The 12,895-nt window shown below is 66.1% G+C and carries 10 protein-coding genes; 6 read left to right on the forward strand and 4 right to left on the reverse strand.

What is annotated here, in order from left to right; genetic code table 11:
* Positions 1 to 29: 29 nt before the first annotated feature.
* The 4 genes from motB to ACOJB8_RS22640 are packed head-to-tail and all read right to left on the reverse strand — an operon-like array spanning position 30 to position 4,077.
* On the reverse strand, positions 30 to 968 hold the full coding sequence (gene motB, locus ACOJB8_RS22625; RefSeq protein WP_475014310.1) for a flagellar motor protein MotB: 939 nt from the start codon (positions 966 to 968) through the stop codon (positions 30 to 32).
* A 10-nt stretch (positions 969 to 978) separates the two neighbouring features.
* Complete coding sequence (motA, locus tag ACOJB8_RS22630; RefSeq protein WP_069265888.1) at positions 979 to 1,848, reverse strand: flagellar motor stator protein MotA; 870 nt, start codon at positions 1,846 to 1,848, stop codon at positions 979 to 981.
* Positions 1,849 to 1,891: 43 nt separating this feature from the next.
* Entirely contained in the window at positions 1,892 to 3,844 is a 1,953-nt protein-coding gene (locus tag ACOJB8_RS22635; RefSeq protein WP_475014312.1) for a putative bifunctional diguanylate cyclase/phosphodiesterase, read from the reverse strand.
* A 20-nt stretch (positions 3,845 to 3,864) separates the two neighbouring features.
* Positions 3,865 to 4,077 (reverse strand): hypothetical protein, encoded by a 213-nt coding sequence (locus ACOJB8_RS22640; protein WP_475014314.1) that lies wholly within the window; start codon positions 4,075 to 4,077, stop codon positions 3,865 to 3,867.
* 459 nt (positions 4,078 to 4,536) lie between these two features.
* On the opposite strand from ACOJB8_RS22640, the gene ACOJB8_RS22645 reads away from it, so the two are divergent.
* From ACOJB8_RS22645 to ACOJB8_RS22670, 6 genes are all read left to right on the forward strand, one after another.
* Entirely contained in the window at positions 4,537 to 6,444 is a 1,908-nt protein-coding gene (locus ACOJB8_RS22645) for a PAS domain S-box protein (protein ID WP_475014317.1), read from the forward strand.
* Positions 6,445 to 6,786: 342 nt separating this feature from the next.
* Positions 6,787 to 7,728 carry a MurR/RpiR family transcriptional regulator gene (locus ACOJB8_RS22650; RefSeq protein WP_069265892.1) on the forward strand — a complete coding sequence of 314 codons (942 nt, stop codon included), beginning with the start codon at positions 6,787 to 6,789 and terminating at the stop codon, positions 7,726 to 7,728.
* Complete coding sequence (locus tag ACOJB8_RS22655; protein ID WP_475014320.1) at positions 7,725 to 8,720, forward strand: isoaspartyl peptidase/L-asparaginase family protein; 996 nt, start codon at positions 7,725 to 7,727, stop codon at positions 8,718 to 8,720. Before ACOJB8_RS22650 ends, ACOJB8_RS22655 begins: the two co-directional genes overlap by 4 nt.
* A 47-nt stretch (positions 8,721 to 8,767) precedes the next feature.
* Positions 8,768 to 10,669 carry a dipeptide ABC transporter ATP-binding protein gene (locus ACOJB8_RS22660; RefSeq protein WP_069265894.1) on the forward strand — a complete coding sequence of 634 codons (1,902 nt, stop codon included), beginning with the start codon at positions 8,768 to 8,770 and terminating at the stop codon, positions 10,667 to 10,669.
* Positions 10,670 to 10,777: 108 nt separating this feature from the next.
* Positions 10,778 to 12,301, forward strand: a complete 1,524-nt coding sequence (gene gsiB / locus ACOJB8_RS22665; RefSeq protein WP_475014346.1) for a glutathione ABC transporter substrate-binding protein GsiB — start codon at positions 10,778 to 10,780, stop codon at positions 12,299 to 12,301.
* A 69-nt stretch (positions 12,302 to 12,370) separates the two neighbouring features.
* The coding region (locus tag ACOJB8_RS22670; RefSeq protein WP_475014323.1) for an ABC transporter permease family protein at positions 12,371 to 12,895 on the forward strand (525 nt) is incomplete at its 3' end.

Below are 12,895 nucleotides of genomic sequence, written 5' to 3' on the forward strand. Positions count from 1 at the left end.
GACCCACTCCGGGTCGCGCCGTCGATGCCTTACGAAGCCGGCGCGGCCGCCTTTTGCGGGGTGTCCACGTCGTAGCGTTTGGCCTGCTCGAAGAACGCGCGTTCGGCGGCCTTGTTCATCACCAGAATGCTGATGCGCCGGTTCAGCGGGCTGTCCGCCGTGTCGTGGTCGAGCGGCAGGACGTCCGCGAGGCCGCGTACCTGGAGCAGTTTCTCCTCGCTCAGGTGGCCGGCCACCAGCGCGCGGCGCGCGGCGTTGGCGCGCTCGCTCGAAAGCTCCCAGTTCGAGTAGCCGGCGAGGCCGCCCGAGTAGGGTACCGAGTCGGTGTGCCCCGCGATCGACACGCCGCTGTCCACGTCGTTCAGCGCGCCGCCGATCTGCACGAGGATCTCGTACGCGTAGTCCTCGAGCCTGGCGCTGCCGGTCGCGAACATGGGGCGTTTGAGCGAATCGACCAGCTCGATGCGCAGGCCTTCGTCCGTGATCGACATGCGGATCTGGTCGCGGTACGCGCGCAACTCCGGCCTGCGCTCGATGAGCGCCGAGAGTTTTTCCTTGAGCTGCGAAAGGCGCGACTTGTCGACCGCTTCCACGGGTACGGCGTGCGACAGCGTGGGCTGCGCGTTCGAGCCGCCCACGGCCGGCGTCTTGCTCGACAGGTCACGGCCGCCGCCTTGCACCACGCTCGGGTTGGGGTTCGCGGCGTCGGGCTTGCTGCCGAGCATGGCCGAAAGCGGCGTGTTGAAATACTTCTCGATGCCGTCGCGGTCGTACTGCGACGTCGACCCAAGCAGCCACATCAAGAGGAAAAACGCCATCATCGCGGTCACGAAGTCGGCGTAGGCGATCTTCCATGCGCCGCCATGGTGACCCTCGTGGCCGCCTTTCTTCACGCGGCGCACCACCAGCGTGGTCTTGCTGCTCTCGGTGTCGCGCGCGGCGCGCGAGCCTGGATTACGTTCGGCCATCTCTGGACTCCTAAGCGGCCTTCGGCGTCCTGGTGGCGCGCACCGCTTCGTCGAGTTCCTGGAAGCTCGGGCGGTCGGCGGTGAACAGCACCTTGCGGCCGAATTCCACGGCCACGGGCGGCGCGTAGCCGGCGAGCGACGCGAGCAGCACGGCCTTCACGCACTGAAACGGCTTGCTGGCGGCGCGGCCCTTGGCGTTGAGCAGGTCGGCGATCGGGCCGACGAAGCCATAGGCGAGCAGAATGCCGAGGAACGTGCCCACGAGCGCGCCCGCGATCATCTCGCCGAGCACGGCCGGCGGCTTGCCGACCGAGCCCATCGTATGCACCACGCCCATCACGGCGGCCACGATGCCGAAGGCGGGCAGGCCGTCGGCCATCTTCTGGATCGCGTTGGGCGCTATCGACACCTCCGAGTGATGCGTGTCGAGTTCTTCGTCCATGAGGTCCTGCATTTCCATGGGATTGACGTTGCCGCTCGACATCATGCGCAGATAGTCGACGATGAAGTCCAGCAGATGATGGTCGTCGAGCACGCGTGCGTACTTCTGGAAAATCGGGCTGTTCTCGGGCGCTTCGATGTCGGCTTCGAGCGCCATCATGCCTTCCTTGCGCGCCTTTTGCAGCAGCTCGTAGAGGAGGGCGATCAGCTCCAGGTATTGCGCCTTCGTGTAGCCGCCGCCCTTGAAGCAGGTGGGCAGCGCCTTGAGCGTCTTGCCGAGCGTGGCGGTGGGGTTGCTCACCACGAACGCGCCCAGCGCCGCGCCGAAAATGCACAGGAGTTCGAATGGTTGAACGAGCGCGGGCAGGTGTCCCCCCACGCCCACGAAGCTCCCGATCACGGATCCGAGCACGACGATCCAGCCAATTGCTACAAACATGATGTCTACCTTTTCTTTCTCAAAGAACTACGGGTCAATCTGGTCAGGCCGGCTCGACGAGACGCTTGGGCCGCGCCTCGTTCGCCGCACGATCCACGTTGAGCAAAGCGTCGATTTCACGCGCCGCCATCGCCTTGCCGAAGAAATAGCCCTGCGCGTAGTCGCAGCCCTTCGCCGCCAGCGTGCGCGCGAGTTCCGCGGTCTCCACGCCCTCGGCTACGGTGCTCATGCCCAGGTTCGAGGAGAGCGCGATGATCGCGTCGACGATCTTGACGCTCTCGTTGCACGAGGACATCGAGAGCACGAAGGAGCGGTCGATCTTCAGCTTGTCCACCTTCAGCTCGCGCAGGTGCTGCAGGCTCGAATAGCCGGTGCCGAAGTCGTCGAGCGACATGCGCAGCCCCGCATTGCGGAAGTCCGCGAGCACGGCGCGCGCCGCGTCGAAGTCGTACATCAGCGCCGATTCGGTGATCTCGATCTCCATGCGCTCGGGCGGCATGCCCTCGTCGGCGAGGATCCTGAGCAGCAGCGCCGCGAGTTGCGTGTCCTTGAACTGCGCGGGCGAGAGATTGAGCGCGAGGTGGTAGCGCGAGGGCCAGCCCAGCGCGTCGCGGCACGCGCGCCGCAGGATCGAAGCAGTGAACGCGGGCGAAATGCCCATCTGCTCGATGAGCGGCACGAACACCTCGGGCGAGATCCAGCCGCGCTGCTCGTGATGCCAGCGCGCGAGAATCTCGAAGCCGGTGGTCTGCCCGTCGGCGAGGCGCACGAGCGGCTGGTAGAACGGCCGGATTTCGCCGCCCGCGAGCGCGCGGCGCAGGTCCGATTCGAGCGAGGCCTGCAGGCGCAGCTCGTCGTCCATCTTCTGCTCGAAGAAGCGGTACGTGCCCTTGCCTTCGCATTTGGCGCGGTACATGGCGATATCGGCGGCGCGCAGCAGCGCGTCCGGGTCGCCGCCGTCGCGCGGGCAGCATGCGATGCCGATGCTCGCGTCCACGTTGATGCGCAGCTTGCCGATGTCGATGGGCGCGCGTGTGGCGGCAAGCAGGCGCTGCGCCAGCTCGCTCGCGGCCTCGATGTGGTCGTCGCGGTGCACGCGGGCGAGCACGGCGAACTCGTCGCCGCCCAGGCGCGCGACCGTGTCGCCGTCGCGCACCACGCGACGCAGGCGCGCGGCAATCTCGCACAGTACCGTGTCGCCCGCGGCGTGACCGTGGAAGTCATTCACGGGCTTGAAGCGGTCGAGGTCGATCACGAACACGAGGTAGTCGGGCGAGCGGTGCTGCGTGCGCTCCAGCGCCGCGCTCATCTCCGCCGCGAGCAGACGCCGGTTGGGCAGGCCCGTGAGCGGGTCGTGGCGCGCCAGCGCCTGGGCATGGGCCTCGGCGGCGCGCGTGGCTTCGTGGGCGAGATGCAGCTCGCGGGACTTTTCGCACAACGTATCGAAGGCATGCGCCATCGCGCCGATCTCGTCGGTGCGGTTCATGTCGGGCAATGCGCGCATGTCTTCGCCGTGCGCGAGGCGCACGAGCGAATCGGTCAAGGTATGCAGCGGACGCAGCAGCGTACGCTCGAGGTAGTGCAGCAGCACGAGGCCAAAGGCGAGCGTGGCGAGCGCGATCGCAAAGGCGGCTTCGAGCGTGTGATGCACGCGCAGGATGCCGCGCTGGACCTGGTTGTGCAGCTTATCGACCGCGAGTTCGCGCGGCGCGGCGGAGACGGCTTGCCTCGGTGGTGCTTCGGTTTCCTGCCCGGCGCTTTCATCGTGCCAGCTCGTATCCACGCGTTCGAAGGCGTGGCCAAACGCGATCAACTGGCTCGCAAGCAGTGTGGTTTGCGTGGCGAACAATGCAAAGAACAGGCCGATGAAAAACTTCGTGCGTGCGCGGATCGAGGCGCGCAACGTTGCGCGCGCACGCACTAACCAGGGAAGCGCCGCTGAGGGATTCAAGGCAGCGGCGGGATCGGGCATGGCCGCCACGGTTTCCTGTCTCATGTCTCGATGTCCGTGTGGCATTAGATTCTGCGTGTGCGCACCTGCGCCGCGAGGCGGCGCACGGCGTAGTGACACGACGTGCCGGTCTGCTCATGAGCGCTGCGCGACGGCGCGCGGCGCGCACGCGGCGCGGCGCTCATGCGCGCGCCGGCGCCGCGGCCGGCGGCAATACGCGCTGCGGCGGCGATGCGGGTAGTCTGTTTCAGTCGCAGGGTTTGCGCGAGGGTTCTCATGGTGACACCGGAAGGGTGGAGCTTTGCCCTTTTTACGGCCTTGAAAAAGCGTTGCTGAAGTCGCCAGACAAGTTTTTTTTTGAGGGCTTGATCGATTTCGCAACGCGCTAACGAACCGGTTAAAAACCGCCTGTAATTCGGATATCGAAGTAATTGGACCGCTGTGACATTTCATGCAGAAAGTGCGCAACGTCCGTTGGGCCGGGCTACGCGAGCAGCGCGGGTGTGACGGCCGTGTCGCTCGATGATTGCGCGACCACGCGTATACCGAACGTTCGTGCGCTTATATTGCGATTCCTGCATAAGGGAAATGCCTGGCGCGCAAGGCTGGCGCGATAGGCGCGGTGCGGGCATTCCCACGCTTCAGTTTTCGCTTGATCCGGCCGTAAACCCAGGTGAGGCGCGCCGGTGCGGAAAGCGCCACGCAAACCGTATCCGTCCTGCCGGGCCCCCCACACGATGATCACTGCTCCGCTTCCTCTGGATGAGGACGTCCGCCTTCGGGCGCTGCGGCAACTCGACATACTCGACACCGATCCCGAAGAGGCGTTCGATCGCATCTCGCGGCTCGCCGCCTTCGCGTTCGACATGCCGATCGTGCTGATCTCGCTCGTGGACGAAGACCGCCAATGGTTCAAGTCGCACCATGGGCTGGCCGCGTGCGAAACGCCGCGCAGCGTGTCGTTCTGCGCGCACGCCGTGCTGAGCAAGTGCATGCTCGTGGTGGAAGACGCGCTCGACGACGAGCGCTTTCTCGACAATCCGCTCGTCACGGGCGCGCCGAACATCCGCTTCTATGCAGGTTCGCCGCTGTGCCTCGCCGACGGCCAGGTGGTCGGCACACTGTGCCTGATCGACGAAAAGCCGCGCACGTTCGATGCGGCCCAGGCCGCCATGCTCGCGGATTTCGCGCATCTCGTCGAGCGCGAGCTGGAATTGCGCCGGCAGTTGAACCGCTCGCGCACGGCGCACGAGCGCGACCGCCGTTCGCTCGCCATCAGCGAGGCGCGCTTTCGGACCGTGTTCCAGCAAACGCCGATCGGCAAGGCCGTGGTCGATCTCGACGGCCGTTTTCTCGACGTGAACCAGAAGTTCTCGGAGATCATCGGCTACGAGGAGAGCGAACTGCGCCGCCGCACGTTCGCCTCGGTCACGCACCCGGCCGACATCGCTGCCGATCTCGCGCAAGTGGCCGAGCTGCTCGCGGGCCGCCAGGCCACGTATGCGATCGAAAAGCGCTATCTGCGGCGCGACGGCCAGGCTGTGTGGGTCAATCTCGCGGTGTCGCTCGTGCGCGACGTGTCGGGCACGCCGCTGCATTTCATCGCGGCGGTGCAGGACATTACGAGCCGCAAGAAGAGCGAAGAGGCATTGCGCAACTATCACGTCGAGCTCGAGGAGCGCGTGCGCGAACGCACGGGAGAGCTGCGGCGCAGCCGCGACGCGCTGCAGACCATCACCGACAACGTGCCGGCGCTCATCGCCGTGGTCGATCGCGATCTGTGCTACCAGTTCAACAACGAGACGTTCAAGCGCGTATTCGGCGCGGAGCCGGCGGCGCTGCGCGGACGCAGCCTGAGCGAGACGCTGCGCCCCGAAGTGTTCGAGCAGTTGCAGCCGCTCTTTGCGCGCGCGCTGGCCGGTGAACGCGTGACCTGCGACGAGGTGCGGTATCGGGCCGATGCCGACCGCGTGTGGTCGGCCACCTACATTCCGGCCAAGCGCGAAGGCAAGGTGACGGGCTTTTACGTGATGGCGCACGACGTGACCGAGCAGCGCCGCACCGAGCAACGCCTGCGCGAGGGCGCGCTGATCGACCCGCTCACGGGGCTCGCGAACCGGCGCGCGCTGCAGGAGACGCTGCGCGAACTGCGCACGAGCGGTGAGCCCTTCTCACTCTTCTTCATGGACATGGACGGCTTCAAGTCCATCAACGACCGTTACGGCCACGACGTGGGCGACGCTTTGCTCAGGGAGGTCGCGCGCAGGCTCGTCGCCACCGTGCGCACGGGCGACGTGGTGAGCCGCCTGGGCGGCGACGAATTCGTGGTGGCGAGCCGCGGCGTGAGCGACGCGCGCACCGGCGAGCGCATCGCAGCGGCCATTTGCCGTGAAGTGTCGAAGGCGTTCATCGTCGCGGGCCGCGTGATCGAGACGAGCGCGAGCGTGGGCGTCGTGCTGACGGGCGTGACAGGCGCGGCCGGTGTGGTGGACGCAACGAGCGCGACGCTCTCGACCGAAGCCGGGAACAGGGCGCTGGCCGACGATGCGCTGTGTCTCGCCGATGCGGCCATGTACGAAGCGAAGCGCGCGGGGCGCAACACGTGGCGGTTGGCGCCGAGCGCTGAAGCGATGGTGGCGTCGTGAAGCTGCACGCTCCGTTCTCATGTGACTGATTCGATTGCCGCTAGCGTCTGGCTGTCGGCAAGTGCGGCGCCACTCTCCACGTGTAGCCGCGCCTTATCTCGCCTGCGGGCGAAATGCTTTCCGGCATCCGCCTCTGCCGGCTTCTCGTTCCAGGTTCCAGCAACGTGTTCGACGCGCGCAGCTTCGCTCCTCGTTGCGCCCGATCAAGCCAAGTTCTCCCGCGTTTTGCTCGAATAGGGTAAACCCCGGGCGCGATGAAAATTAATTTTCACTAAGATCCGCCCATGTAATTTCATTTACGGCATGTGCCGTTCCCCTCAGCGTCCCGACTCCCGTTCACGTATGCCAACCCGACCGTCGACTCCCGACACGCCCGAAGCCGAGATCGTCGCGCGCATCACCGCCGCGATGCCCGTTCTCACACCGGGCCACCGGCGCATGGCCGAGTATGTGCTCGCAAACCTGTTCCATGCCGCGACCATGCGCATCGACGAACTGGCGGACGCGGTGGGCGCTTCGGTGGCCACGGCCAACCGCTTTGCGCGCTCGCTCGGGTTCGACGGCTATCCGCAGTTTCGCGAGGCGCTCGTGCGCGGCTTCGAGGCCACGCTCGCGCCGGTCGAGCGGCTGCGCAGCGCGCAGGAATCGCCGACCAGCGGCGCCGAGCTATTCGGCGCCTCGCTGGAGCAGGCCGAGTCGAACCTGCGTTTGTCGCGCCAGTCGATCGACAGCGCAGCGGCTGCCGCAGCCGTGGACGCGATTCTCTCTGCGCGCCGCGTCTACATAATCGGCTCGGGCACGAGCGCGTTTCTCGCCGGACTCATGGAGAACGCCCTGCTGCCGTATCTCGACAACGTGCAGGCGCTCGCCTCGGTCGGCGGCCCCACGCATTCGGCGCGCAGGCTGCTCGGCGCGAACAGGGACGATCTGGTGATCGGCATCGCGTTTCCGCGCTACGTGGACGACACGATCAAGCTCTCGCGCCACGCCGCGAAGCTGGGCGCGCGCGTGCTCGCGCTCACCGACAGCATCGACTCGCCGCTCGCGCGCTTCGCCGATCTCACGCTGCCGATCCGTTCCGAACGTCGCCTTGCGGCGAACTCGGAAGCCGCGGTGCTGGCCGTCATCGAAGCGCTTTGCGACGCCGTGGCGTTGCGCGCGAAGGATTCCGTCGTCGCTGCGGCGGCCATCACCGAATCGGTGCTGCCGTGGCTCACTTCGGCCCCGGCGCAGGCGTCTGTCGCGCCAGCCGCTCCGTCTTCCCCAACGAAAAAGAAGTCATGAAATCGAACGCAGTCATTGCCATTCACGGCGGCGCCGGCACGATCCTGCGCGCATCGATGGCGCCCGAAGTCGAAACCCAGTATCTCGACGCGCTGAGCGGCATTCTCGCGGCTGGCCAGCGCATCCTCTCGGAAGGCGGCAGCGCGCTCGACGCCGTCGAAGAAGCGGTGCGCCTGCTCGAAGACTGTCCGCTATTCAATGCGGGCCACGGCGCGGTGTTCACGTCCGCGGGCACGCATGAACTCGACGCCTCGATCATGGACGGCCGTACGCTCGAAGCGGGCGCCGTGTGCTGCGTCACGCGCGTGCGCAATCCGGTGCTGGCGGCGCGCCGCGTGCTGGAGCAGAGCGAACACGTGCTGTTCACGGGCGAAGGCGCGGAAGCGTTTGCAGCGGCCCAGGGCCTCGAATTTGTCGATCCCTCCTACTTCCACACCGATGCGCGCTACCGCCAGTGGCAGCTCGCCCGCGGCGAAGCGCGCGCGATGCTCGATCACGACGGGGCAACGCTCGAAGCAAAGGCAGCTGCAAACGCATCGGCGGACAGCCTGCCGCACGAGCCGATCGACCCGAACCGCAAGTTCGGCACGGTGGGCGCGGTGGCACTCGACGCGCACGGCCACGTCGCGGCGGCGACTTCGACGGGCGGCATTACGAACAAGCAGGTGGGCCGCGTGGGCGACGCGCCGCTGATCGGTGCGGGCTGCTATGCCGACGACGCCACCTGTGCGGTGTCCACCACGGGATCGGGCGAAATGTTCATGCGCATGGTCGCGGCCTACGACGTGGCGGCGCAAATGAAATATCGCGGTGTTTCGCTCTCCGAAGCAGCCACGAACGTCGTGATGGAGCAGTTGCCGCGCATCGACGGCCGCGGCGGCCTGATCGCCGTGGATGCACAAGGCAACGTGGTCCTGCCGTTCAATACCGAAGGTATGTACCGTGGCTACGCGCGCGTGGGCGAAGCGCCCGTTGCGTCGATCTACGCTTAAGCGGCGCATCGTTTTGCGCACCAAACGAAGGAATCCTCATCGTGCAGATGTCCTCGAACCGTCCTGATATCGCGCCGGCCAGCGGAAAGGCCGCGCTGCCGCCGAATCGCGTGATCGACGTCCGTAACCTTTCCGTGTCGTTCAGGCGCGGCGCGGGCGCGTTCGAAGCCGTGCGCAATCTGTCGTTCCACGTCGACCGGGGCGAGACGCTCGCCATCGTCGGCGAATCGGGTTCGGGCAAGTCGGTCACATCGCTTTCGCTGATGCGGCTCGCCGAGCACGGCGGCGGCCGCATTACGGGCGGCAGCATCGACCTGCGCCGTCGCAACGGCAGCGTGCTCGATCTCACGCGTGCGAGTAGCTCGACCATGCGCTCGGTGCGCGGCGCGGATATCGCGATGATCTTTCAGGAGCCGATGACTTCGCTGAACCCGGTGTTCACGGTGGGCAACCAGATCAGCGAGGCGATCGCGTTGCATCAGCAGATGAACGCCGCGCAGGCGCGCGCCGAAACGCTGCGCCTGCTCGACCTCGTGCGCATTCCCGAGGCGCGCCGCGTGATGGACCGCTTCCCGCATCAGCTTTCGGGCGGCATGCGCCAGCGCGTGATGATTGCGATGGCGCTTTCGTGCAAGCCCGCGCTCCTGATTGCCGACGAACCGACCACGGCACTCGACGTGACGATCCAGGCGCAGATCCTGCAACTCATTCGCGGCCTGCAGGACGAGATGGATATGGGCGTGGTCTTCATCACGCACGACATGGGCGTGGTCGCCGAAGTGGCGGACCGCATTCTCGTGATGTATCGCGGGGAAAAGGTGGAAGAGGGCGCATCCGATGCGCTGTTCGCCGCGCCTTCGCACCGTTACACGCAGGCGTTGCTCGCCGCGGTGCCGAGGCTTGGCGCAATGCAGGGCACGGACTTGCCGGAGAAGTTCCCGCTGCTGTCGATGAGCGAAGCGGCGCGCCCGGTCGCCACGTCGAACCCTCCGGCGAACGCGCCAGAAACGAACGCGCCGCCGGTCCTGCGCGTGCGCGACCTCGTCACGCGCTTTCCCGTGCGCAGCGGATTGTTCGGCAAGGTCACAGGCCGCGTGCATGCGGTCGAAAAAGTCAGCTTCGATCTTCACGCCGGCGAAACGCTCGCGCTGGTGGGCGAGTCCGGTTGCGGTAAATCGACCACGGGCCGCTCGCTGCTGCGGCTCGTCGAGAGCCAGAGCGGCACGATCGAATTCGGCGGCCGGAATATCAGCACCCTCACGGGCCCCGCGCTACAGACGTTGCGCCGCGATATCCAGTTCATTTTTCAGGACCCGTTCGCCTCGCTCAACCCGCGCCTCACGGTGGGCTTCTCGATCATGGAGCCATTGCTCGTGCACGGCATCGCGAAGGGCGCAGAGGCGCAGGCCCGCGTGGAATGGCTGCTCGATCGCGTGGGCTTGCCGAAGTCGGCGGCGGGCCGCTATCCGCACGAATTCTCGGGCGGCCAGCGTCAGCGCATTGCCATCGCACGAGCGCTGTCGATGAACCCGAAAGTCGTGATCGCCGACGAATCGGTGTCGGCGCTCGACGTTTCCGTGCAGGCGCAGATCGTCAACCTGATGCTCGACCTGCAGCAGGAGCTTGGTGTGGCGTATCTCTTCATCTCGCACGATATGGCCGTGGTGGAACGCGTGAGCCATCGCGTCGCGGTGATGTACCTGGGGCAGATCGTCGAGATCGGCCCGCGCCGCGCCGTGTTCGAGAACCCGCAGCACGCCTATACAAGGAAGCTCATGGGCGCGGTGCCGATCGCCGATCCGGCGCGCCGCCACGCGAAGCGCGTGCTCGCCGCCGACGAACTGCCGAGCCCGATTCGCGCACCCGGCGACGAGCCGCAGGTCCTGCCGCTCGTGTCGGTCGGCCCCGGCCACTTCGTTGCAAAGCATCGGGTGGGCGGCGCGTACTGAACACGCCCGCATGCCACGCAACCGTTCACTGTTTAGCTGGAATATTTCGCCGAGTCGTCAAGATTCATTGCTATGGAGACCTGATTGATGAAAGAAGTCAAAACATGGATGAAGGGCAGCGCGCTCGCACTCGCGCTGATCGCCGGCGCGACTGCCGTACATGCCGCCGAACAGCGCGCGGTGATGGCCGTCGATTCGACCTTCTCGACGCTCGACCCGTACGACGCCAACGATACGCTTTCGCAGGCGGTTTCGAAGTCGTTCTACCAGGGCCTGTTCGGTTTCGACAAGGACCTCAAGCTCACCAACGTGCTCGCCACGAGCTATGAAGTCAGCGGCGACGGTCTCGTCTACACCTTCAAGCTGCGCGAAGGCGTCAAGTTCCAGGACGGCACCGACTTCAACGCGGCGGCCGTGAAGGCGAACTTCGACCGTGTGACGGACCCGGCGAATCACCTGAAGCGCTACAACATGTTCCGCCGCATCGCGAAGACCGAAGCGGTCGATCCGTACACGGTAAAGGTCACGCTGAACGCGCCGTTCTCGGCGTTCGTGAACGTGCTCGCGCACCCGTCGGCGGTGATGATCTCGCCGGCGGCAATGAAGAAGTGGGGCAAGGACATCGGCCTGCATCCGGTGGGCACGGGCCCGTTCGCATTCGTGAAGTGGGACCCGGCCGGCGACCTCGTCGTGCACAAGTTCGACGGCTACTGGAAGAAGGGCTACCCGAAGATCGACGAGATCGACTGGAAGCCGGTGGCCGACAACAACACGCGCGCGGCGCTCATGCGCACCGGCGAAGCGGACTTTGCCTTCCGCATTCCGTTCGAGCAGGCGAGCGCGTTCCAGTCGAACCCGAAGGTGGACCTGATCGCCACCCCCTCGATCATCCAGCGCTACATCAGCCTGAACACCGCGAAGAAACCGTTCGACAACCCGCTCGTGCGCCAGGCGCTGAACTACGCGATCAACAAGGACGCGCTGGCGAAGGTGGCATTCGGGGGCTACGCGCTGTCTTCGGACGGCGTACTGCCACAAGGTGTGGACTACTCGATCAAGCTCGGCCCCTGGCCGTACGATCCGGCCAAGGCGCGCGAACTGCTCAAGCAGGCCGGTTACCCGAACGGCTTCGAAACGACGCTGTGGTCGGCGTATAACAACTCGACCGCGCAAAAGGCGATTCAGTTCGTGCAGCAACAGCTCGCGCAAGTGGGCGTGAAGGCGAACGTCGAAGCGCTTGAAACGGGCACGGCGGTCGCGCGCGTGGAAAGCGCCCAGGACCCGGCAACGGCCGGCGTGCGCATGTATTACATCGGCTGGTCGTCGTCCACGGGTGAGGCGGACTGGGGCATCTCGCCGCTGCTCGCTTCGGCATCGTGGCCGCCCAAGCTCATGAACACGGCGTACTACAAGAACCCGGCGGTCGATGAGGACCTCGCGAAGGCGCTCGAAACGACGGACCGCGCGCAAAAGACGGCGCTCTACACCGACGCGCAAAAGCGCATCTGGGCCGACGCCCCGTGGGTATTCCTCGTGAAGGAGAAGGTCGTGTACGCCCGCAGCAAGCGCCTGGCCGGCGCGTATGTGGCGCCGGACGGCTCGTTCAACTTCGACGAGATCTCGATTCGCTAATGCGTTGCGCGCCGCGCCGGATCGCTAGTGTCCGGCGCGGCGCGCACGCCCCGATGCAGTAACGCGCTCATGCTGAATTTCATTGTCAAACGCTCGCTGGGTCTGCTGCCGACGCTCCTGATCGTCGCGGTCCTCGTGTTCCTGTTCGTGCACCTGCTGCCGGGCGACCCGGCGCGCCTCGCAGCGGGTCCCGAAGCGGACGACGCCACGGTTGCGCTCGTGCGCGCCGATCTCGGCCTCGACCAGCCGCTGCCGCAGCAGTTCCTCCACTTCTTCGTGCGCATCGCTCACGGCGATTTCGGTGTTTCGATGCGCAGCAAGCGCCCCGTCGTCACCGAAATCGGCGAGCGTTTCATGCCCACGCTGCTGCTCACGCTCACCAGCATGGTCTGGGCCGTGGTGTTCGGCATGGCGATCGGCATCGTCTCGGCCGTGTGGCGCAATCGCTGGCCCGATCGCATTGGCATGGCGCTCGCGGTGTCGGGCATTTCGTTTCCGGCTTTCGCGCTCGGCATGGCGCTCATGGAGCTGTTCTCGGTGCACCTGGGCTGGCTGCCCGTGGTGAGCGACGGTTCGTGGCGCAGCTACGTGCTG

It is taken from the genome of Paraburkholderia sp. BR10141, assembly GCF_056155635.1.